This window comes from Eubacteriaceae bacterium Marseille-Q4139 (assembly GCA_018223415.1).
In the GTDB taxonomy this organism is placed as follows: domain Bacteria; phylum Bacillota; class Clostridia; order Lachnospirales; family Lachnospiraceae; genus CABSIM01.
The window spans coordinates 243637-265628 of the sequence record JAGTTQ010000001.1; the positions used below are offsets into that span (position 1 = coordinate 243637).

At 52.9% G+C, this 21992-nt stretch carries 18 protein-coding genes; 3 read left to right on the forward strand and 15 right to left on the reverse strand.

The window, feature by feature from the left end; all coding sequences use genetic code 11:
* Positions 1 to 31: 31 nt before the first annotated feature.
* Genes KE531_01210 through KE531_01220 form a run of 3 tightly spaced genes read right to left on the reverse strand, consistent with a single transcriptional unit; the run spans position 32 to position 6828 of the window.
* Positions 32 to 3769: a putative Ig domain-containing protein gene (locus tag KE531_01210; GenBank protein MBR9952250.1), complete on the reverse strand. Its 3738-nt coding sequence runs from the start codon at positions 3767 to 3769 to the stop codon at positions 32 to 34.
* 2 nt (positions 3770 to 3771) lie between these two features.
* On the reverse strand, positions 3772 to 6669 hold the full coding sequence (locus KE531_01215; GenBank protein ID MBR9952251.1) for a protein kinase: 2898 nt from the start codon (positions 6667 to 6669) through the stop codon (positions 3772 to 3774).
* A gap of 9 nt (positions 6670 to 6678) precedes the next feature.
* Positions 6679 to 6828 carry a hypothetical protein gene (locus tag KE531_01220; GenBank protein MBR9952252.1) on the reverse strand — a complete coding sequence of 50 codons (150 nt, stop codon included), beginning with the start codon at positions 6826 to 6828 and terminating at the stop codon, positions 6679 to 6681.
* A gap of 97 nt (positions 6829 to 6925) precedes the next feature.
* Between KE531_01220 and KE531_01225 the strand changes: the two genes are divergently transcribed.
* Positions 6926 to 7381 (forward strand): prepilin peptidase, encoded by a 456-nt coding sequence (locus KE531_01225; protein ID MBR9952253.1) that lies wholly within the window; start codon positions 6926 to 6928, stop codon positions 7379 to 7381.
* A gap of 7 nt (positions 7382 to 7388) precedes the next feature.
* On the opposite strand, the gene KE531_01230 is transcribed toward KE531_01225, so the two are convergent.
* From KE531_01230 to KE531_01285, 12 genes are read right to left on the reverse strand one after another with little or no spacing between them, the layout of a single operon-like run.
* Positions 7389 to 8120 carry a serine/threonine-protein phosphatase gene (locus KE531_01230; protein ID MBR9952254.1) on the reverse strand — a complete coding sequence of 244 codons (732 nt, stop codon included), beginning with the start codon at positions 8118 to 8120 and terminating at the stop codon, positions 7389 to 7391.
* Positions 8121 to 8136: 16 nt separating this feature from the next.
* Complete coding sequence (locus KE531_01235; protein MBR9952255.1) at positions 8137 to 9549, reverse strand: FHA domain-containing protein; 1413 nt, start codon at positions 9547 to 9549, stop codon at positions 8137 to 8139.
* A gap of 20 nt (positions 9550 to 9569) precedes the next feature.
* Positions 9570 to 10907: a WG repeat-containing protein gene (locus KE531_01240; protein MBR9952256.1), complete on the reverse strand. Its 1338-nt coding sequence runs from the start codon at positions 10905 to 10907 to the stop codon at positions 9570 to 9572.
* A gap of 42 nt (positions 10908 to 10949) precedes the next feature.
* On the reverse strand, positions 10950 to 11582 hold the full coding sequence (locus tag KE531_01245) for a prepilin peptidase (GenBank protein MBR9952257.1): 633 nt from the start codon (positions 11580 to 11582) through the stop codon (positions 10950 to 10952).
* A gap of 18 nt (positions 11583 to 11600) precedes the next feature.
* On the reverse strand, positions 11601 to 12395 hold the full coding sequence (locus tag KE531_01250; protein ID MBR9952258.1) for a pilus assembly protein: 795 nt from the start codon (positions 12393 to 12395) through the stop codon (positions 11601 to 11603).
* A gap of 14 nt (positions 12396 to 12409) precedes the next feature.
* Positions 12410 to 14887 (reverse strand): hypothetical protein, encoded by a 2478-nt coding sequence (locus KE531_01255; protein MBR9952259.1) that lies wholly within the window; start codon positions 14885 to 14887, stop codon positions 12410 to 12412.
* Positions 14888 to 14919: 32 nt separating this feature from the next.
* Complete coding sequence (locus KE531_01260) at positions 14920 to 15585, reverse strand: hypothetical protein (GenBank protein MBR9952260.1); 666 nt, start codon at positions 15583 to 15585, stop codon at positions 14920 to 14922.
* Positions 15586 to 15617: 32 nt separating this feature from the next.
* Complete coding sequence (locus tag KE531_01265; protein ID MBR9952261.1) at positions 15618 to 15851, reverse strand: hypothetical protein; 234 nt, start codon at positions 15849 to 15851, stop codon at positions 15618 to 15620.
* 44 nt (positions 15852 to 15895) lie between these two features.
* Entirely contained in the window at positions 15896 to 16987 is a 1092-nt protein-coding gene (locus KE531_01270) for a type II secretion system F family protein (GenBank protein MBR9952262.1), read from the reverse strand.
* A gap of 9 nt (positions 16988 to 16996) precedes the next feature.
* Positions 16997 to 17776: a hypothetical protein gene (locus KE531_01275; GenBank protein ID MBR9952263.1), complete on the reverse strand. Its 780-nt coding sequence runs from the start codon at positions 17774 to 17776 to the stop codon at positions 16997 to 16999.
* Positions 17742 to 19040: a CpaF family protein gene (locus KE531_01280; protein ID MBR9952264.1), complete on the reverse strand. Its 1299-nt coding sequence runs from the start codon at positions 19038 to 19040 to the stop codon at positions 17742 to 17744. Before KE531_01280 ends, KE531_01275 begins: the two co-directional genes overlap by 35 nt.
* 36 nt (positions 19041 to 19076) lie before the next feature.
* Positions 19077 to 20117, reverse strand: a complete 1041-nt coding sequence (locus KE531_01285) for an AAA family ATPase (GenBank protein ID MBR9952265.1) — start codon at positions 20115 to 20117, stop codon at positions 19077 to 19079.
* 154 nt (positions 20118 to 20271) lie between these two features.
* Here KE531_01285 and KE531_01290 point away from each other — a divergent pair, with 154 nt between their 5' ends.
* Positions 20272 to 20574 (forward strand): helix-turn-helix transcriptional regulator, encoded by a 303-nt coding sequence (locus KE531_01290; protein ID MBR9952266.1) that lies wholly within the window; start codon positions 20272 to 20274, stop codon positions 20572 to 20574.
* A gap of 299 nt (positions 20575 to 20873) precedes the next feature.
* Positions 20874 to 21893 (forward strand): 3-deoxy-7-phosphoheptulonate synthase, encoded by a 1020-nt coding sequence (gene aroF, locus KE531_01295; GenBank protein MBR9952267.1) that lies wholly within the window; start codon positions 20874 to 20876, stop codon positions 21891 to 21893.
* The last annotated feature ends 99 nt before the right edge of the window (positions 21894 to 21992 follow it).

Sequence of the window (21992 nt, forward strand, 5' to 3'; positions counted from 1 at the left end):
GGCCGGGGCTTTTCTTAATTCTATGGGGCGATTACTGCACCCAGATTCCATCGCTGTCTACATAGTCGTCACCGATCCATGCGCTCCGTTTCATGGCGCCGAAGCCTGCGCCTTCTTCTTCGCTAAAGTAGTACCAGTTTCCGCCGATCTGCTGCCAGCCCGTCATCATGTAGCCGCGCGTCCCGTCGGCAACCGGGTACAGGTAGTAGGTCTGGCCGCCGATTTCCAGCCAGCCGGTATCCATGCCGCCGTCGGCATTGAAATGATACCAGTTTACTGCTCCGTTATAGGAGAGGTAATGCCAGCCCTCCGATACCATCTTTCCCTCTTCGGCATCGTTTTCACCAAAGTAGTACCAGATATCGCCGATGTACTGCCAGCCGGTCATCATCCGGCCTCTTGTGCCGTCAGAAGCGGGATTTAAGTAGTACCAGGAGCCGCCGCGGTTTAGCCAGCCCGTCATCATGTAGCCCTGCTCATCGAAGAAATACCAGTTCAGGGTTCCGTTGTACGGGATCTGCTGCCATGTGTCGGTAAGGAGCGTGCCGTCCGGCTTTTGACACTTCCAGCCATTCTCGTCCTGGAGCCAGGAGGCGTCGGTGTAGGACGGCGTGGAGGTATCGTTTGGCCGGTAAACGGTTGTATGGCTGTTGTCGGAATCGTTGTCGGAGTCATTTCCGGAACTGCCGTTATTTCCGCTGTCTCCGCTGCTGCCCGGATTCTCAGGTGTATCCGGTTCGTCATAATCATCTCCGCCGGATAAGTCAAGACGGAAGTTCTGTGCCGTGCGCTTCAATTCCTTATCCCTGTCGCCGTCCACACGGAACTCAGCCGCTATGGTATTGGCGCCGCTTACGGTCTTGTTTTTAAAGGTCTGGCTCTTGATGGTGATGCGCGTACTGCCGGATTCCTTTTCATAATCCACGCCGTCCGTCAGCTTTTCACCGTTTAACCAGAAGTCGATGAACTCATCGATGGTACCGGCGGAAACAAAGAGCTGATCCCTCGTGCTTGTCACAACGAAATCATAGCTTCCCTCTGTGCTTTCCTTACCAAGCGGAGTCTCGATGAGGTAGCCTTCATCGGTTTCCATGTAAACATTTTCGTTTGTATTCTCATTGACGGTCAGTACAAACTCGGCTGTCGACGGAACAAATTCCTTCCGGTTAAAGTCTGCTGTCACCGTGATCGGGAATTCCCCGGTTTCCTGGGGCACGCCGTAAATCTCGCCCGTCGAGGTATTGAACGTCACTCCGTCGGGCAATGTGCCTTCCAGGCTGTACGACACTTTGATCCAGTCAGAATGGATGTTGCTTGTGTCGATCATGAAGGAATAGGGGACAAACTTCACGCCGTCTGCCAGGCTTTCCGTTGTAATCTCCGGATTTCCTGCAAAACCCTGAAGCTCAATGAGCACGTCCTCCTGGCCGTCTGCGGAGATCTTTAAGGTTCCGCTGATCTCACCTTCGCCGTCCGGTACAAGGCGTACTTTTGCCAGGTTCGCCATGCTGCTTGTGGAGACAGATTCAAATGCCTCCAGCGTTTCATTGTTTTCGCCTCCGATATTCCAGTAGTCGTCGAGTTTTACATGCGTGGCGTCAATTAACTCTGCCTTTAAGCCGGTGAGCGCCTCGCTTCCGATGTTGGCAACCAGGATATCATGGCGGTTGTCATAGTAATCTGTCAGGAAAACTTCCCTTGTGTCAGGGCCGTTGACAAAGAGCTTCGGGCCCTGTTCTTTCTTTGCGAAGGTGACGAAATACTGTCTTTCCGTGTCACCAAGCGTTGCCTTATATGTGACTGTTCCATCGGAAAAATCGTTTTCTGTCTGGCCGGAAATCTGCTCCGTTCCGCTGTGGACGCGGACATCGGCTCCGGCGTAGAAATATGGTACCAGATGGGCCAGATCTGCATCTTCATCCAGAATGAAGCCGGTCTGGTAGCCCATGTCATAGTAGGTGTCCATATCTGGCTCAACCATCCAGGAGGTGTATTTTTTTACGCTGTTAATCATAAAATATATATCTTCCGGCGCTGTCTCATAAAGCCAGATCGAATGGTGGTGTCTGATCCCATCCTCTAAGAATACGGTCATCTCGAAAAAGGGCGTCTCACCGAAGTCTATTGCATATCCATAAGGAGCGGAATCCGTATCGGACGGGAGTATCTGATCCGTAATATCCTCTGCGCCAAGTGCCTCTGCCGACGCAATGGATTCATATGCTCCCTTCACAACCTTTTCAACACCAGTTCCATCCTTCAGCACATAATAGTAGGTAGCATTTTCCGGATACCCTGCTTCCAGATAAAAGTAATTGTTATAGTTTGAATACTGATAAGCTACATTTCCTCTTTCAGCCCGAAAGATCATCTTATTGATTCCGCCGCCGCTATAATAAGAGCGTTCGCCGACATCTTTCATGGTTCCGTTTTCATAAGCCAGAATTCTTCCCTCAGCCTGAACGGACTCTTTCTCGACTGTCACAACGACTCCGAAATATCCAAGTACCGCTCCCTTTTCTTTGTCTGAAAATACGAAGCAGAAAACATTATCCCCTATGAAATCCTCCGGGATGCTGTCGAAGGTTGCAAGATAATCTTCCTCATTCCCATTCAGAACTACATCCGTAATGGCACCCGTAAGGTCGGCTCCGTTTCGATAGTAATCCAGGAAATTTTCCATAGGATAGACATCAATCTGGAAGCCTTCTGCATCTCCGTCTATCTCTGCGTTGAAAACAAGGGAGTATTCATCTCCCTCTTCGTACTCAGAATCGATGCAGGTAAGCCAGGTCATTTGAATATCCGTGTCCGGTACTTTCCCGAGCCTTTCCCATAAAACGTCATCCGGCCAGATATCTCCCTGACTTGTCGGCTGGTACATCATCGGATTCTTAAGATCGACCGTTATATTATTGTAATAAGCACGGATGCTGTAAAAGGTACCGCAAACCTGACGCTCACTGTCCTCTGCAATCAGGTAAAAATCACGGTAAGGGGAGGATGTACTCAAATCTACGGTCTCGTTCCGCTCCTTCAGATGATATGTCCAGTCACCATTATAGTCGTACCAGACAAGCTTTGCATCCTCCGGGATCTCGATGGGCTCTCCGGCAGCATCCGTAAGAAGCGTAAGGATCGTCTCCAAAGGCATTGCAGAAAGTTCATCACTTGAATATTCTCCCAAGAAAAGGCTGGCATCGGCTCTGTCAAAATCAATTACGACCTGCACATGATAGCGGATATTGCCTGGATCAAGCTGCTTTCCGCTGCCGACAATCATTTCCATCTCATAAGACCAGTTATAACTGGAACTGTAATATTCCGGCCGCATGTCCAAAACTACATCCCGATCCTGGAGACGGTACTCATCTTCAAGGACATTGCCATTCTCGTCCCGAAGGTACGTCCACACGATGTTGGCCTCTTCCGGAATTTCAACAGGATCTCCGTTTTCATCCACCATCATGTCCAAAAGATCTTTTAATGGCACGGCGCTCAGCTCTTCTTCCGAATAAAAATTCAGAGTAAGCGTCGCCTCCCTCTCCTCCAACGGCAGCAGCGACATCACCGAGATCCCTGCATTGGAAGCCGTCGCCACCCGGTCGCTTTCCGATGCGTTGGAATCGGTTGCTGTCCGGGGTTTCCCGCCAACAGCGCCGCCCGCATCGGGCACGGCGCCGAGCACTGTCATTCCCGGCTGTGTCAGAAGCGCCGCGCTAAGGAACGCCGCCAGGAATCTTGAGAATTTTCGTCTGTGTTTTCTCAATTCTACTCTCCTCCTGTCTTATTTTGAGCCGTTTGAATCAGCTCGTTTAAATTGTAAATGCGGGATTCCCGCAAATTACCGGTTGGATAATCGAATAAGAGCGTTTCGCCCATGACGTCGCTAAGATACGGAAGCTCGGCCAGCACCTCGCAGCTTTCATTTAAAAGCTGGCCGTAATACTCACCGTCTGCCGTCACATACTGCGTCACCACATAGTCCCCGGCCTGAGTCACATAGGTGAGGTACGCGTCCTGCGCCAGTTCCTTTATGAGCCTGCCGCTCTCCTTATCGTAAGCGGCCGGCGTCCCGTGAAGCGGGGATTCGATCCGCAGACGGTCGGTGTAAAACTCTTCAAAAAGCGTGGAGTCCGGCTTTTCTCCCATGGTTTCGGATAAAAGCGCCCCGTCGGCCGCATCGTAGGAGATAACTTTTCCATCGTTATAGTAAACGTCCAGCCTGGAAGCTTCGCCATCCCGGACAAACTGCTGGTCGAAGACCTCCTCTGCATCCGGAATCTCCGTCTCCGAAATCAGCGTCCCGTCCGCCAAAAATAAGTAAAATTTATCATACCGAAACAGCATGACCGTCTTTTTATCGGCGCTGATCCTGGCTTCGTCATGGGGGATGGACGGGTCATAGGAAAAAACCTCCGCCTCCGGATGGCTCTCATACCGCAGAATCTGTACGAGAGGCGTATCGCGGCTTCCGACAACGGCCATTCGGCCTGCAATCCCCAAAAGCTCGCTTCCGTATTCCTTCCGGAAGCTTTCCGTAAGGGATGCGTTCCTGTCGAAAAACTGAAGCCCCTGTTCCGTCGCAATGACCGTGTGGCTGTCGCTTCCCGCAAAGCTCAGGATGTTTTCCGGCGTCGTCACAAGCGGCGTCTGGTCTCCCGTGACCGGGTCGATCTGCACCAGGAGATTTTCTGTCTGGACATAAATCCCTGTCTCATCCGCCTGCACATGGAAGGCGCTTTTTGATTCAAAGCCGCCGGTCTGAACAAGCTCCTCCATATCGATGACGGCAAAAACCGAAGATCCGTCTCCCGTGCCGGAAAACGCAAAGTATTTTCCGAAAAAGCCGCCCTCAAAATGGGTAAAGCCGGAATCTGCCTCAAAAAGCTCCAGATCACGCCCTTCTCCCGCGAGGTCATAGACCTTCAAAGAGCCGTCCGAAAAGCTGACTCCAAGGAGCGTGCCGTCGGCGTTCAGGGAAAGCAGGTTGTCGTTGGGGTTTGCAAAGCTGTCGTTGACCGCAGCGCTCTGGCTCTTTCCCTCAAAATCAATGCCGGCTATTTTCGTTCCGTCCGCCGTATCGTAGACGGCCGCCGACGGCTCATCCCGGTAAACGGCGGCTGCCCTCGTCCCATCGGCAGAAACTGCGATGGCCGTCGCCATCTCCCCTGTCCATACCGTTTTTTCGTCCTTTAAGCTGTATGCGGAAATTCCCTGGCTTCCGGCATAGAGGATTTCTTCCTCATTCACGTACCGAACCTCGGAGAGCGCCGAGCTTTCCGTTTCCAATGTCTTAAGAATATCCGCCGTCTCCGTATCGATAATGGCCGTCCCGCCGGAATATACGCAGGCCGCCGTTTTTCCCTCCGGCGACAGCTTAAGAAAAAGCGGTGCCGAAGGAAGCTTGGCATACCGGAAGGTCTGGAACCCGTCCGCAAGGTCATAGACGCCGAGGGCATCCGTCAGGGCCTTTTGAACCTCCGGAAGGTACGGAGGCGTAAAAGGGCCCGTCTCAGCCGGCAGCGCCTCCAGCGCATACGCCACGGCCTGTTTTCTGTCGCCGGATTCTAAGGCATTCCCGGAATACTCCGAAAGCTTTAACCAGCTTTCCGTTGTCTCCATCTGCTTTAACCCGACAAAGGCCGCCGCTGCCCCGCCTGCAAGGAAAAGGGAAAGGACCCCGACGCCTGCGAGGCGGACGGCTTTTAAGCGCCTGACTCTGGGATCCCGCTCCCGGATCTTTAAAAGATCGTCGAGCATCTCCTCCGCCGTCTGGTAGCGGAGGTCGGGATTGGGGTTCATGGCCTTCGTGATGATTTTCACCACAAGGGGGCTGAATTCCTTTTTGGAAAGCGGCACAACCTCCGTCGCGTTCCTGGCCGGACGGACACCGCTCATCAGGTGATACAGGGTCGCCCCGGTGCTGTAAATATCGGAGCGGACATCAGGGACGACGATCCGCTTCCTCGCAGACGAGCTGCTCTCTGATTTTACGGAAACAGCCGCTTCCTCTTCCGTCAGCGTCCTGTCCACGGACACGGCCTCTGTCTCGTCGTTTTCCCCGCCGCCAAGGACATCCGTCGCCCCTTCGGTGTTTACGGTCTCCGAATCCGAGGAAAAATCAATGCCGTAATGCTCCGGCGACGCGTATCCGGCGCTGCACCCGATGATATTCGTCTCCCCGAGCGCCAGCGCGATGTTAAAGTCGATGAGGCAGACCGTATTGTCCGTCCGCCGCATCAGATTTGCCGGCTTGATGTCGCTGTGGACAAAGCCGCGGGGCGGCGTGCCGTGAACCGGCTTATGGAGGTAACAGAGCGCCTCCAAAAGCTCTTTTCCCCACTCAAGTACCTGCGCCTGGGGGAATTTCTCTCCCCTTTTTAGCGGCTTATCCAGGCTCTCCCCTTCGATATATTCCATGACGGTGACGACCTTCTCGTTTTCTGCAAAAAAGTCGTAGACCGCAGGGATGTTGGGGTGCTTTAAATCCTTTAAAATGTCGACCTCGCGGCGGAGAAGCTCTGTCCGCGTCGTGATCTTCCGCTTGTCAATCTTTAAGACGACCTGCTTTGCAAGGCGCATGTCTTCTGCCAGGAACACGCTCCCGCCGCCTCCGGCGCCAAGTTTTTTGATGATTTCATATCTCGATGCTGCAATCTCTGACATGGCACTCCCCTACTTTTTTTTTTTCCTCTTTCCGTATTCCTCGTCCAGCTTGAGATCCAGGCGCATTTTTATGACCTGGATGACACATAGAAAAATAAGAAGGACGGCAAGGGAAACGGCTGTTACGGCGATGCCGCCGTAAAACATAAGCTCTCCCATGGTTTTCTCCTCTCTCAGTCCATTCTTCCGCACTCTTGACTTTCCCCGCATGTTTCCGTAAGATAGAACCCAGAAAAACGAAAGAGGGGAAATGAGCATGACATCGTTTCAATTTGCAGTTCTTTTTTTCTGCACGCTTTGCTTCGGAAGCATCATCGGCGCCTATTTTACGACGGCCGAATACCGGATCCAAAACGGCCTGCCCTTAATCACCAGGAAATGTTACTGTCCAAGCTGCTCCCATGTGCTGACGGCTGTCCACCAGATTCCCCTCGTGGGCTTTTTTCTCCTTCGCGGCCGGTGCCATTACTGCCATGCGCCGATCCCTGTCCGCTATCCGCTCATCGAAGGCGGGTTCCTCGCAGGCTACGGGCTTTCTTTCCTGCTTCTTTTCCGGCACCCGGTTCTTCTCTCCGCCCTTTGGCTTTCTGCCCTGTGGCTTCTTCTTATTTTCCGCTGCCGGCGCCGCCATCACGGACTCCTGAAAGGGCTCCTTATTTTCTCGGCCTATCATCTTGTCTACGGCCTGCTCCTTTTCGCCATCCTCTCTTAAATGGCTGTCAGGATGAGGCCGAAACGCAGACCAGGATGCAGGAAATATTGTCCCGCTCTCCCCGCTCCATGACGCGGTTCATGAATGTTTTGCAGGCCGCCACGGCCGCGTCATCTCCACGGATTTCGGCCGTTTCCTCCCGCACATCATCCTCCAAAAGCTTTTTAAAAAGCCCGTCTGTCCCCAAAAGGAATTTCATGCCTTCCGTTACGCTTCCGTTTAACTTATTCACCCAGAGTTCCCCGGACTTTCCCACATAATTGGCAAGCAGCTTTTTCACTTCCCCGTCTTTTTCCACCACTGCAACCTCGTCCCGGGTAATCTGATTTAACCCGTCTTCCACAAAACAGATCCGGCTGTCTCCCACATGGAACACATAGTAGCTTTCCTCTGTGAGAAGAAGCAGCGACATGGTACAGCCGATGTTCACTTCATATTTCTTCCGATATTCAAAAACAAGCTCGTTTAGTTCCCGAACCGTGATTTCCAGATCTTCCGTGAGCATGTCCTCGTCCATCACGTCCGGATAAAGGCCGATAATGCCGTCAAACCATCTGGAAATCCCCTCCGTTACCATGCCGGAGGCGATTTCACTGTCGGCAAAGCTCCCGATCCCGTCGCAGACGCAGGCGGCTAAAAGGGCCGCGCCCTTTTTGCGGCTCTTCATGCAGACGGCGGAGTCCTGGTTTTTCTTTCTGTACGGGCCTTTCTCTGTCAGGCATCCGGTATAAAACTCCATCCCTCAAAAGCCCCCTCTATGATACCCGGTAGGTCATGCCCCGCCTGTTTAAATGGATGGAAACCGTATCGCCCTTGGAAAGCGGGTACGGCATGTTCATCACAAGGAGGTTCCCGTTTAACTCGGTTCCGTTGGTGGAACCCACGTCGATGATCCGAAAGCCGTCGGCAGCCTTTTCCAGGCGGAAATGGCGGCGGCTTACAAAGGATACGGCATAGTCAAAGTTATAATCGGCCTGGGGGACGCCGCTCTTATCGAGACGTCCTACGGTGATTGGGCCGCTTCCCAGATCCAGCTCGATGTATTCCGGACAGCGGCACCCCGTACAGGATTCCAGACGCAGCACAAGCACATTTCCGCCGCTCGACGCCTCACAGTCATCCTGGATCTCTGTGGCGTCGTCAAGCTCCAAATCCTTTGGCGGCGTATAGGAGGGGACATCGTACGGGACGCGCTCCTGCTCGGCCTGCTGCGGCTTTGCGGCCTGCACAGTCTCCTGGACGGTTGCGGATACGGGGAGTGCTATGCCGGCGGACGGTTCTTCCTTTTCTTTTTGTTTTCCCTTAAAAAGGCCAAACAGGCCGCCGCCCTTCGGCTGCTTTTTCTTCTTCTCCTTTTCCGGCTCCTCCTGGTCGCCGAAAAGCCCGGCTGCCAGACGGTCCGTCTCGTTATTTTTCCCAAACTGTGCCGGCGGCGTTCCGGGCCTTGCAGGCGGCGCCTCCGTGACAGGCGGCTTCGGCGTCTCCGCCTTTTTTGAAAACAGGTTCTTTACGGCCTTTGCCGGCGTTTCTTCCTTTTCCGGAAGCTTTCTTTCCTCCGCCTGCACCATCACAGGCCTTGCTGCTTCGGCCGGTTTTGGCGCATCGTAAACCGCAGCCGCCTCTTTCCTGGGTTCTGCGGATTCCTTTTTAAAATACTCTAAAAGCGTTAAAAGGTTTGCGTCCGGGTTTTTGCAGATCCGAAGGAGCCCCACCATATAAGCCGGGTCGTCCGTAATGTCCATGTCCAGCATAAGCCCCGTAAAGAAATCCCGCACCGCGCTGTCGGACGAGGCGTACTCTGCCGCCGGAAGGTAGACGTATTTCACGCCTCCCCCATTTTTCCCCACCAGGATATAATTTTCATCCAGAAGGAAATTATGGTAGTCGAGGAACCAGTCGGAGCACTCTTTAAACGGGCTTAAAAGCCTGACAAACAGGTCGATGAATTCCCTCTTTTTCATTTTCTTCGGAAAATAGGAAAGGCGCACGCCTTCCAAAAGCTCGTACCGGATCTCTAACTCCCCATCGATTTCCATGACCTTTATGGGAAGAAGAAAATCCGGGCAGTCACGCCTTATGACCCGCAAAGCGATCTGATCGGTTTGGCTTCCGGCCGGCACCGTCAGTTTCGTATAGCTCTTATTGGCAATTACCACATCTGTCAGCATCGTTTCCACTCACCTTTTCATTAAAATAAATCGAAGTATTTCAGCTCCAGCACTTTATACCTTCCCATATCGTCCGTCACAAGGGCTCTCCCCTCATGGAACGGGAACGCCGTCTCAAACTGCGGCTCGATCATCATGGTGCCGTACCGGTTGAGATATCCCCATTTTCCTGCATATTTTACGGCCGCCAGACGGTCGGAAAAGGAATAAACATCCTGATACAGAAAGTCCACAAGTACCTCTCCCTTTTCATTGACAAAGCCCCAGTTTCCCGACGCGTCAGCCATGGCGGCAAGGCCGCCTTCCATTCCCTTTGCACCGGCAAACCTGGCCTCAAAGCAGGCCTCGCCTTTTTCATTTATGAGGAAATACCCGCTCTCATCGGAGACGGCTGCATAGCCGCCGGAAAAAACCTCGCCACGGCTGTTGACGGCCACGTCGGTAAACGCATATTCCGTCACAGCTTCCAGCTTCTCGTCAAGAAACGCCCATTTTCCGTCCTTCTTTACGGCAGCCATCCCGTTTCCGCCGAAACTGGCCGCCTCGTAGGTCTCTTCCCCAAGAGGCGTAAAGGTATTGGTGTAAATCCTGTACCTGCCGTCTTTCTTCCCGATAATCCTGGAGCCTGAAATGGCTGTCACTTCTTCCAGGCCGTTTTTGTCCACGGCGTTCCGGTACCCGTTTTTATCAATCAGAAGGTACTGCCCGTCCTGCTTCACGACGGCGTAATTTCCCGAAAAGGAAGTCGCTTCCTCATAAAGGAAAGGGAGCCGTGTCTTCCCGTTGTCCCCGATGTAGCCCCAGTGTTCGCCGTCGAAAGCCGGGATGTACCAGTCGGATGACGGCATTTTTACCTCCGTATAATTGGTGGAAGCCGGTGCATACGCGTAGGAAACCGACTCGTAAAGAGCGATCATGTCTTCGCTCCCGTACCGGCTGATGCCGTCCTTTAAAACGGGAATTGCCCGGTTTACGGCTTCCCCGTCCACATAGTACGAGGCAAGCGCCATGTATTCTTCCGGCTTTGCGGCGCCCTTTTCCATCCGGTCTTCAATGAGCCCGTAGTATTCCTCCATCATCCCGCCTGTCCGGTAAATATCCAGAAGCTTCTCTTCATAGACGGGATTCTGCTCCGTGCTGTATGTCCGGAGAGCCGTCGTGTAGACGCCTGCTGCCCGCACATAAAGCTCATCCTCCAAAAGGATATCGGCCGAACGGATCAGGCTTTCCTGCTTCCTCGCTTCATTTCCCGTCACCATGACAAAGCCGGCTAGAAGCCAGCCGCCGCATAAAATCCCGCCAAGCGCCAGGACGGCCGATCCCTTTGCCCTGCCTACAACATTCTTCTTTCCTGCCATAAATCGCTTTTTCTCCTTCCCGGTTCTTATTTTTCCTGCCGCCTACCATGCGAGGCGCAGGCAGTTTATCACCAGGCCGATATATAAAAACGGCACGAACGGTATGGTATCCTTCCGCGTGAGCTTCTTCCTCATAAGCTGCACCAGCGAAAAGGCTGCCGCCGCAATGCAGCCGTAAAGGACAGTTCCCACCACGTAGCTTCCGGTCAGGGAAAGCCCCATCACAAGGGAAAGCTTCACATCGCCTGCCCCCATGCTCCCGTGGCTTAACAGATAGCCCAGTCCAAAGGAGACGGCGCAGAATACAAAGCCAAGCACCATCGGGACAAGAAGCCCCATGACTGCATCCATGTCCCGGATCCCCAAAAATCCAAGATAGAGGATCAAAAGGAACAAAAGGATGAGAAGAAGCCGGTTCGGAACGATCCTTTCCCAGTAATCCGTCATGCAGAAAACCGTCATGAAGGCAGTCATCAAAACGGCCATGGGGAACCACGGGGTGTCCCCTTTTGCCAGCCACGCCGCCGCAACTGCCGCCTCCCCCGAGAGGAGTACAAAAATCTCCGGCAGAGAAACGGCCGGTTTCCCCTTTTCTTTTTTCAGGCTGCGGGTCGCCGCAGCGTAGAGCAGAGGGAGAAAAATCACGCCTGCTGCCAGCCTGCCCATGCTGTCCATACCTGATGCCTCCGTTCTTTAGCTGCCTTCATAAGAGATCCCGTCGCCGTCCAGCCAGGCCGGTACGGCGCACCGCTGCACGACATGGATCGTCGGATCCTTTAAAAAGAGCTTTAAAATATACACTTCCACGTCGTATTCCGCGACCATGTCGATCATCCGGTACTCGTCGTCGGTAAACAGCTCGCTGTTTCCGAAATCCAGCCCGTCTGCCACGCCGAAATACGATAAATATTCCTCTGCCGTCATCGGATGATAGCCGGCAAAGCTCTCATCCAGGTACACGTCCATGAGGCCGCCGGAAATGATGCTTAAAAGCATGCCCTTCGCGGCTCCCTCTGCCTCCTCGATCCCCAGATAGACAAAGCTTCTTAGAAGCGCCTTCGGATCACTTAAAAGATCCCTGGATGAATTTACCAGTTCCCCGCCGGTCTCAATGATACCTTCCCCCTGGCCGATCAGGCTCCCGGGATCCGAAACCAGGCCGGCGCCGCCGTCCAGGCTGCTTTCAAATTCCTCAATCTGAGAGAGGAACGAATCCAGATTTTCGAGGGTTTCATCCAGGCTCTCCGTGTTGGCGTCAATGTCTGCTTTCAGGCCGAGATCCGCCGACCGGAGCCCGAGCGCCTGATAAAAATAGGTATAACAGGAAAGCTCGTTTCCCATCTGGTAAAGGGCGTACTGGATCTTATTGTGAACCAGGAAAATATTCGTAAAGGAAATGATTCCCAGGATCACGATGATGAAGGGGACGAGGCTTAACACAGCCTCCACCGTCATTAAGCCGCTCTCCCTGTTGGTTTTCTTTTCCATGGAAGTTTCCTCCCTTAATATCCGCGGATGACCGAGTATCCGAAATAATGATCTTCCAGAACCTCAATGACCGACGCGGTGTCCGTATTGGCATAGTACCACTCGGCAATATATTCCGGCAGCACCACAAAATCTGCCTTTACCTTGCAGGTGGATTTTACGGCCGTGACCGTGTCCTCCATCTTAAAATCCAGGGACGAAAGGCTGTCGCCGCCTTCTTTTGCCTGGTTCACATTTAAGGTGATAAGGTCTGACGTCCTGGAAAGCAGGGTGTTGTCATCCAGGAATAAAAACAGCAGCAGATAGAGGTAATCTTCATAGGAAAGCCCGAATTTATCTTTCCCGGACCCCTCACGGATTTCCAGCCCCAGAAGGGAGGAAACTGCCTCCGCAGACTGAAGGTCGCCAAGTTCCGATTTATAAAGGACAACGGTTTTCCGTGCCGTAAGCTCTGTCCAGTCGGCGGCTGTCTCAATGGATGCCACCGCAAGGCGCAGGGCCCCGCTGACAGCCAGGCGCACGAGAGGTGCCGCCCCGGCTCCGACGCCGGAAGACGCGACGGCGGCCGCAGCCGCGTCGGCAATGGCGTTGATGGCCGAATTGATCTCTTCGATGCTGTACGTCGATGCAAAATTCAGCGCCATCCGGACTCCGCATATGACGTTTCTTGTTTCATTCAGATTGGATTTCGAGCTTCCGTGCCCGCCGAATAAGTATTCTAACTCTGCCCCGTAAAGGTAATTGACATCCTTGGACATTTCAATTCCCGTCAGGCTGTAATCGGAATACGCCTCCTCTGATTCTCCGGGAACCGTCCCATCCTCGTTTTCTTCTTCCGGCCGGATCCCGGAGACCCGGCTGGAGAACATCCCGAAATCATACGTTGTCACGAGAAATTTATCGAGGATATGGCTGCCGGCCGCCGAAAGCGCATCGAAGGAAAGGCCGCCGATGAAGCAGTCCCCGATATCCGGGACGGAGCCGGCGGCACCTCCGCCCGTTCCGAGCTCGCTTTGGATCCCTGACGGAATGTCCCTGGCAGACGTGCTCTCCTCCCGCCTGAGTGTTTCCAGTGCCTCCTCTTTTGCTGCATCAGCCCTGTCGATTTCCTTTTCCCCCGCCTTTTCATCGCCGCCGCTTCCGCCGGAGCCGCACAGCCTCTGAAGGACGGAGTAAAAGCTTCCTGCATCGTCGCGGAAATCGTACCAGACAAGGGACGTGGTGTGGGGCCAGTCGTCATCTCCTGGCTCAATCTCCCCGTCCAGAAGGTCGTCTTTCTTATCATCCAGCTCCGGCACATACGTCTCCATAAAGGACTTGTTCCCTGCATTCAGCCCCTTGCAGTCGTTTTCAATCAGCAGCTCATAGGTGCGCCTGAATTCGCCGGCAAGGCTCAGGATCTCATCAATATCACGGATCTCTTTTTCGATCCCTTCCCGCAGATCCTCAGAGCAGTCAGAAAGGCTGTTCTTAAGCTCTGCCACCTGCTCCTTCAGTTCCCCCATGACGCTTTCCAGTTTTTCTGTATGCCTGCCCAGATTGTCGATGATACTGTCCACGTTATCAAAATCAACCGGGTCGCTGTCGTTTTCATTGGCGTCGTCCGAAAGCTCGGAAAAAATTTCTTCCAGGTCTTCAATATACTCGTCCGGATCGTAATCCGCATATTTATCATAGAGCTCTGACGCATCGCCCAGATCCTCGCCGTCCTCGCTCTCTTCAAACGCCTCGATGGCGTCCTGAATCTCATCTTCATGCTCCAGATAGTAGACGTAGTCTTCGTACTCGTCGCTGTCCGCCACGTCCTCCAGCTCCTCGCTGTAATCGAGAAACGCCTTTTCCCTTGCATCCAGATAATCCGGGTAGGCGGCCAGCTTCCTAAGCTCCCCGTAGTAGCTGTTTATCACTTCCAGAGCCTCGGTGCTGCTCTCCGTGATCTCCTTCCGCTTTTCCACCGCCTTTGTATCGGCTTCATAAGACTCAAATTCTCCTAAGAAGTCCAGAAGCCCGCCTTCCTCCAGCACTTCTTCCACGATGCGGTATTTCATGAAATCGGAAATCTGTGTCATCAGGACGTTGTTGTTGGAAAGGCTCGCGCCTTCCACTTTCTCCCATTCCATTTCCACATCGGCGTCCTTGTATGGCATAAAGCCGTCGGCCTCCATCCCGCCGCCGGACGGGTCAAAGGAATAGCCTGCATACTCTGCCAGCTTCTCAACGGCCGCTAACCCCTCTTCATCCTGGGTAACGGAAAAAAGCCCGTATAACTGCTTTAAAAGATTGTCAAATTCACTGAGCACCGCGCTCCCGTAGGAGTCCGCCGCCATGACGGCCTGGGAGCTGTAAAGCTTAAGCCTCGCAAGATCCACCATGAGGCTTGTGATCGCCACCACCGGGATCATGATGAGCGTCACAAACACCGTTATGATTCCATGGCTTCCGTATGTTCTCCTCCGCTTTCCCGAAGGCCGCCTTCTGTTTTCCGCTTTCATGCACATCCATTCCCCTTTATCCGTCCCGGCTTCTAAGAAAGGAGTTCCTTCATCTTTCCGTATGCCTCTGAAATTTTGGAAGCCAGCTCTCTCGCCGCCTCTCCAAGCTTTGTGTCCTTAAGAAGGGACACTGCATAATCCACGTCGCGGATTACGCTGTCATGGTCTGCCACCGCCGTCCTGGCTGACGCTGAAATACAGTATTCATTTCCAATCCCCAGCGCGCCAAAGTCGATGGGCGCGGAAACCTTCTGGGTGGCCGTGACCTCAAACTGCTTTAAATAGACATAGTTGCTGTACCGGATCGAGAGCGTCAGATCGTCCCCGAACAGCATGTTCCCGGCAGCGGAACGGAAATATTCCTCAAAGGCCGCCTGGGAATTTAAGTTGTTCCCGTCGCCAAACATGCCGCGGTACGGGCTTAAGGGCCTGTCTGCCGCATAGGAATTCCCGGCTCCCATATAGCTTCCCCCGCTGTCTTCATAGCGCACCTGGCCATCCCGCGATACATACGTGTCCGTCACCGTATTTTTATAGTAAACAAGGGACGTCTCTAACGCCGCCTGGAGATGGGCACGCTGCATCAGAAAAAGGGAGAGGTACAGGAGAAGAAGGACGCTTAAAATCGCCAACGGAAGGATGACTGCCGCCTCCACCTCCACATAGCCGGATTCTCTGTTCCTTTTTTTCTTCTCCATGACCTCTCCCCCTTGTATATTTTCTGCCTTTTTTATAATCCGCTGTCGTCGAATGTCGTTCCGAAAATCTGATCCATCATGCCGCTGATCCACTCCTGAAGATTTTCCCAGAATACGGCAATTAACATAACCACCAGCAAAAGAATGATGATCGTCGCAACCACGTTGGATACGCCGTCCTGGCTCTTTACGAAGTCTTTTGCCTTATCTTTCATGGCCGTCATGCGCACCATGGCGCCGATACATAAACTGTCCAACATTTTCATATTTCTCTTCCTCCTGAGTTTTATCTATTATCATCCCGCCTGCCCTATAAGGAAAAACCGGACATGGCAGGAACGACAATCACCACAAGAATCCCGATGAACATCAACATCGTCGGGATAAACAGCCGGTTCTGGACGGCCTCGCCCATCCGGCGCGCATTGTGCTTTCTGTCCAGCCAGCACTCCTCATTGACTGCCCGCAGATCGTCGGCCAGGTTGACGTTTCCGGCCACATAGCTCTTGGCGATAATCGTGACCATCTTGTCCAGGTATTTGTTGTCGCACCGGCACTGGAGCCTCGTTAAAGCCGCCTGGAGCGTGGATGCCTGCCCCATCTCCTTCATGGCGAGGCGAAGCTCCCTTCCCATCAGCGTGTCGCTGTTTTCTGCCGCCTCTTCCATGGCTTTTACGATGTTCATGCCGGCCATGACGAGAAGCGTAATCTCGGAAATGACGTTTGGAAAGCTCTGTCCCAGCTCCTCCTGCCTTTTTTTCGCCCGCGTCCGCAGGTTATCGTAGGGAAGATAACCGTAAAGCGCCACAAGGCCAAAGCATACGGCCATGGGCACCAGGACCGTGCCGCCCGTCTTCCCGGCCGCCATCATGACGACGCCGGCCACACAGCCCAATATAACGCCCATATACATGCTGGAAATTAACGATGCCAGAAGATAATAGGCATAAATCGCGGAGTTTTTCTTCCCGCCTGTCTCCTGGTCGCGCTCTAACTCCACATAACCGCTGTGCTCGCAGTCGGACGTGAGCTTTCTCAAAAGATCATTGTCGCCGTCCAGCCGGATATCCGTGAGAAGCTGGTAGCCGAACAGGGCCATCAGATCCATAATGGTAAATTTCTTTCCGGACATGTATTTCTCTTCCTGTTTTTCATGCCCGTCGATCTGTTTTTCCCATTCTTTCCTTTTCTTTTCGGCCTTTTTGTCTGAAACCGTATGGTATTTCTCATTTTTCGCAAGAAATTCTTCCATCGTCTCCGTCAGTCTCTGGCGCTCGAACCGATAGCTCCACGCCTTAGAAAGGACGATTTCTGCCGCCGCCATCCTGCCGGCCTTTCCGCTCTCGGCTAAAAAGATTACGGAAGCCGCCGTCGCCAGGATCATCAATATCACAGGAATCATATGTACCTCCTACACCTCGATTTCCGCCGCCCGCACCGCGATCACATAGGATACAAAGGTGCAGATGACGCCGACCGTGGCCGATGCGCGGCCGATGGCTGTCGTAAACAGCGCGTCTAAAAATCCGCTTCCCATGGTGGACATGGCCGCCACGAGAATGAGCGGCAAAACGAGCATCATATACGCCTCGGATTTTGCCGACGTGATGCTGGTCTCGATCTCCATGGTGATCTCTGCCTTGTCCTTGATGATGTCCCTGGTCTGCGAGACGATGTAGCCGAAATCGCTGGTCTTTCCTTCGATGGTCTTATAGATGGCCGCAAAGCTCGACACGTCGTCGATCCCGCTTCTCTCTCCGAACTCTTCAAATCCCCTCGACATGGGAATTCCCGCCTGTTCATAGTCCGTTACGATCAGCCCGATCTCCCGCACGATATCGGAATCACTGTTGAAAATCATTTTCAGTTCCCTCAGGGAGTCTACGACGGCGTTCTCCATGGAACGGCCGCTTCCGCCGCTGACGGAAATGGAGACGATTTCCAGGAATTCCTTAAATTGCAGGCGCAGGCGCGACTGACGCTTCCGCACGACCGATTTGGCATAGTTTTTCTCCTGGAACACGGCGATCACAAGGCCGCTGATGATGGAGACCGGGAGAAACTGGTAATAGATAAAAAGAATGATTCCAATCAGGACTGCAAACACGAGCCATGCCAGGACGTGCTGGGACTTTGTCATGTTGCATTCGTAGTATTTAAGCCGTATTTTTTCCTTCCCGTTTTCCGCCATCTTGTTCCTCCAGATAATCGTAAATGCCGGCCAGGACGAATTTGTCCTGGTTTCTGATCCGGTTCCCCGTCCGCCTTAAGCTGCCCGACACTTTTTTTAACGTCGTATTTTCATCTTCTTCAAATTTATAAATAGGATTTAAGAGAATCCGGCCGTTTTCATAGCCGGCTACCTCCGAAATCTCCATGCACTTCCTGGAAAAGTCACGAAGCCTCGACAAATGAACAATGTAATCGACGGCCGAAGCAATCTGCTGGCGGATGGCTTCCAGGGGCAGATCGGCGCTTCCCGTCAAAACCATGGTCTCCAGACGGCTTAACATACCTTCGGGAGAGTTGGCGTGGCCCGTGGAAAGGCTCCCGTCGTGGCCCGTGTTCATGGCCTGGAGCATGTCTAACGCCTCCTCGCCTCGAACCTCGCCGACGACGATCCGGTCGGGACGCATACGGAGAGACGCCTTGATGAGATCGCGGATGGTGATTTCCGCCGTTTCCTTGGAGTTCGCCTTCTTCGTCTCCATCCGCACCAGGTTCGGTACGTTCTTAATCTGAAGCTCGGCCGAGTCCTCGATGGTAATCACGCGTTCCCAGGGCTGGATGAAATTGGAAAGGGCGTTTAGAAACGTCGTCTTTCCGCTTCCCGTTCCTCCGCTCACAAAGACGTTGTGGCGGGATGTGACGACCTTCCTCAAAAAATCCGCCACCTCCGGCGTGATGGATTTGTATTCCAGAAGCTTTTCGATGGTCATGGGATTTTTCGGGAACCGTCTAATCGTCACGGTCGCGCCGTTTAAGGCCACCGGCGGCAGCACCACATGGACACGGGAGCCGTCTTCCAGCCTGGCATCGACGATGGGGTTGCTGGCATCGACGGTACGGTCCATGCTGTTGACGAACCGCTGCACGATGCGGATTAAATCCTCGCTGCTCTCAAAATGTTCGGAAAGCCGCGAAAGCTTCCCGCTCTTCTCCACAAAAATCGTGTCGTAGCCGTTAATCATGACCTCGGTAATGTCGGGATCCATGATGATTTTTCCCAGGATCCCAAGGCCCTCCACCGACTCAGTGATCGTGTATTTTAAGGTGTTTTTTTCCTTGAAGGAAAGGTTCTGGTAGTACCAGTAGAGCTCTTCATTGTTGAGCCTGGCCCATTCCACGCGCTCCGCAAGCTTCTCCTCCACCAGCCTTTTCATCTCGTCTCCGGAATATTCCCGGATCCTGCTGGCTTCCCGGATCACCTGCTTTAAGGCCGAGACTTCCTCCATAAAGTAATTTTTTGCCATGGCAGTCCTCTTTCGCTCCTATACCAGTTTTTCCGTCCGGATCTCGCCGTTTGCTTCGATGGCGTTTAAAAGGGCGGAAAATGTCAGGTTTCCGTAATTATGGATCGTACCGGCCTCCGGAACGGAAAGGGCATTGCTGTATCTGGAGCCGCTTTCCGCGAAGTTTCGGATTAAAACCATTTTTTTCTTATATTCATTGACAAGGGCCTGCTTTGCAAAGAGCTCCATCTTTACGCCGGAGAGTTCCCCGGGCCGCTCCACGATAACGATCTTATCGGCAAATTCCAGGATGGTCCGGCTTAAGGCGTGAAGGCTGCTCTCCATGTCAATCACCAGCACGTCGCAAAGGCCGCACCGCCTGATTTTCATGAGAAGCTCTTTCATTTCCTCCGCCGTCACGGCGTCAAAATCTGCCAGCCGTTCAAAGCCCTCTAAATAAGAGATTCCGCCGTTTCCCGTCTTCAAAAGCCCTTTCAGCTTCAGCTCAAAATTCACCTTTTTGTCAGACGCCGCCTCGATTAGAGCCACGAGGCCCTCTTCCTTTCTCGGGTTTATGTAGGAGGAACTGTCAAGTTGTTCTGCGCTGAAAAAAAGCACGGATTTCCCCTGCTTTGCAAGCCGGCTTCCGACTGCAAGGGACGCCGCCGTCTTGCCGCTTCCCCCAATCGGGGAATAGACTGCGATACAAACGGTTTTCTGTGAACGATCCGGTTCCAGGGCTTCACCGGCCCTTTCCGCGTATTCACGAATGATCTGCTTATAGATATTGCTGACCCTCTGGTACTTTTCTGTCTTGACCTCCTCCGGATACAGCCCCGTATTTTTTGCCTCGTCGCTGTATAAACAGATCGGAAGCTCCACATGCTGAAATGGAAGCCGGTCTTCGGAAAGATCCGGGTCAAACAACAGTACATCGAAATGATTCGACTCCATGGCCGCCGTAAGTGTTTCCCTGCCTGTGTAGACATGTATTGCCAGCTCCTCGTACTGCCCCAGTGCCTCGGACAGACGCTCCATATATTCACGGTCGGAACTGGCAATCGCAACTGAAATATTCATACCTTCCCCCTGCTTTCCGACTCTATACTCTGAATTTTTGTCTTTGCTTCTTATTATAAACTTAAAATATATAAAGTCAAGTAAAAATAGGTATTCATAATTTATATTTCATGGCGACGCATGTTTTACAATAGACGCACGGAGGTGATGTCATATGCTCGAACAGGAATTTTCGGAACGTCTAACAAAACTCCGGCTAAAAAAAGGGGTGTCAGCCAGGGATATGAGCCTGACCCTTGGTCAAAGTGAATCCTACATTAACCGGATCGAAAGCCAGAAAATGCTTCCCTCCATGTCCGTCTTTTTTTATATCTGCGATTACTTTGGAATCACCCCAGAGGAATTTTTCGCCACGGAGGAAACGCCGGATCTGGAGATTTCGCAGGCTGTGGCCAAATTAAAATCCCTGGACAAAGAAAAACGGGATCACATCCTTGCTGTGATCCACGATTTATGATGCAAAAACGCATCCGCCGCAATTTTCCAGTTGACAATTTTCTGAAACCGCGCTATGATAAACAAAATTATTTTGATTCTGAGAGGATTTTAACTATGTTAAAGACTTCTTTGTTTGCAGCATCCTTTTCTTTTTATTACTTTCCGGGCTATTATTACAGCGCGGACTTTTTTGCTTGCTGCGGACATGCCTCTCCGAATCCCAGATAAAAAATCGGGAATTCAGAAACCAGGAGCCGGTATCTGCATGCAGCAGATGCCGGCTTTTCTATTTTCCGTCACTAAAGGAGGAGCTTCACCATGATTATTATCCTGAAAAAACACGCCAATCCTGCAAAAGTTGAGGAATTAAAAGAGACCCTCACAAGCCGCGGCTTCCGTCTCCACCTCTCAGATGGCACCGACACATCCTTAATCGGCCTCATCGGCGACACCTCTGCCGTCCAGGAGGACTGGCTGCGGGCCATGGACGTGGTCGAGGACGTGCGCCGCATCAAAGAGCCCTACAAAAAGGCCGGCCGCTCCATGCATCCCGAAGACACGGTCATCGACGTCTGCGGAAGAAAGATCGGCGGCGGCCATTTCCAGGTCATTGCCGGCCCCTGCTCCATCGAGACGAAGGAACAGATCACGGAGGTGGCCGAAGATGTGAAACATTCCGGCGCCCATCTCCTTCGCGGCGGCGCCTTCAAGCCGAGGACTTCCCCCTACTCCTTCCAGGGACTTCACGAACAGGGGCTTGACCTTCTCTTAGAGGCAAAAAAAGCCACCGGCCTCCCGGTGGTGACAGAAATCATGAGTACGGAGCATCTTCCCCTTTTCGACGATGTGGACGTGATCCAGGTTGGCGCCAGGAACATGCAGAACTTTGAGCTTTTAAAGGAACTCGGAAAGCTTCAGAAACCCATTCTCTTAAAACGCGGCCTGGCAAACACCTTAGACGAGCTTTTGATGAGTGCCGAGTACATCCTGGCCGGAGGAAATGAAAATGTCATCCTCTGCGAGCGCGGCATCCGTACCTTCGAGACCTCCACCAGGAACACCCTGGACATCTCGGCGATCCCCATGTTAAAGCAGAAGACCCATCTCCCCGTCATCATTGACCCGAGCCACGCGGCCGGCATCCGCTTCATGGTGGAGCCGCTCTCCCTCGCAGCCATCGCGGCCGGCGCCGACGGCCTGATGATCGAGGTTCACAATAATCCGGAAAAGGCCCTCTGCGACGGCGCCCAGTCCTTGACGCCGCAGGCGTTTGATAAGCTGATGAAAAAGATTGAGAAATCGGTGGAATTTCATAGAAGGTTGAAAGAGGAAGCGTAATCGGATTTCCCTGATGCTCCCAAACATTCAAAAAATCTGCCCCTGGCTGTGCCTGCGGGCAGATTTTTTGGTCTTGGTTTCATTTTGGGGAAGCCATCG

What these genes read in the sequence shown, in the direction of transcription:
- KE531_01265 (MBR9952261.1), bottom strand. Translation starts at nt 15,851, where the DNA reads ATGAAAATGTTGGACAGTTTATGTATCGGCGCCATGGTGCGCATGACG.
- KE531_01255 (MBR9952259.1), bottom strand. Translation starts at nt 14,887, where the DNA reads ATGAAAGCGGAAAACAGAAGGCGGCCTTCGGGAAAGCGGAGGAGAACA.
- KE531_01235 (MBR9952255.1), bottom strand. Translation starts at nt 9,549, where the DNA reads ATGCTGACAGATGTGGTAATTGCCAATAAGAGCTATACGAAACTGACG.
- KE531_01280 (MBR9952264.1), bottom strand. Translation starts at nt 19,040, where the DNA reads ATGGAGGAAGTCTCGGCCTTAAAGCAGGTGATCCGGGAAGCCAGCAGG.
- KE531_01260 (MBR9952260.1), bottom strand. Translation starts at nt 15,585, where the DNA reads ATGGAGAAGAAAAAAAGGAACAGAGAATCCGGCTATGTGGAGGTGGAG.
- aroF (MBR9952267.1), top strand. Translation starts at nt 20,874, where the DNA reads ATGATTATTATCCTGAAAAAACACGCCAATCCTGCAAAAGTTGAGGAA.
- KE531_01225 (MBR9952253.1), top strand. Translation starts at nt 6,926, where the DNA reads ATGACATCGTTTCAATTTGCAGTTCTTTTTTTCTGCACGCTTTGCTTC.
- KE531_01215 (MBR9952251.1), bottom strand. Translation starts at nt 6,669, where the DNA reads ATGTCAGAGATTGCAGCATCGAGATATGAAATCATCAAAAAACTTGGC.
- KE531_01285 (MBR9952265.1), bottom strand. Translation starts at nt 20,117, where the DNA reads ATGAATATTTCAGTTGCGATTGCCAGTTCCGACCGTGAATATATGGAG.
- KE531_01245 (MBR9952257.1), bottom strand. Translation starts at nt 11,582, where the DNA reads ATGGACAGCATGGGCAGGCTGGCAGCAGGCGTGATTTTTCTCCCTCTG.
- KE531_01240 (MBR9952256.1), bottom strand. Translation starts at nt 10,907, where the DNA reads ATGGCAGGAAAGAAGAATGTTGTAGGCAGGGCAAAGGGATCGGCCGTC.
- KE531_01290 (MBR9952266.1), top strand. Translation starts at nt 20,272, where the DNA reads ATGCTCGAACAGGAATTTTCGGAACGTCTAACAAAACTCCGGCTAAAA.
- KE531_01230 (MBR9952254.1), bottom strand. Translation starts at nt 8,120, where the DNA reads ATGGAGTTTTATACCGGATGCCTGACAGAGAAAGGCCCGTACAGAAAG.
- KE531_01270 (MBR9952262.1), bottom strand. Translation starts at nt 16,987, where the DNA reads ATGATTCCTGTGATATTGATGATCCTGGCGACGGCGGCTTCCGTAATC.
- KE531_01275 (MBR9952263.1), bottom strand. Translation starts at nt 17,776, where the DNA reads ATGGCGGAAAACGGGAAGGAAAAAATACGGCTTAAATACTACGAATGC.
- KE531_01250 (MBR9952258.1), bottom strand. Translation starts at nt 12,395, where the DNA reads ATGGAAAAGAAAACCAACAGGGAGAGCGGCTTAATGACGGTGGAGGCT.
- KE531_01220 (MBR9952252.1), bottom strand. Translation starts at nt 6,828, where the DNA reads ATGGGAGAGCTTATGTTTTACGGCGGCATCGCCGTAACAGCCGTTTCC.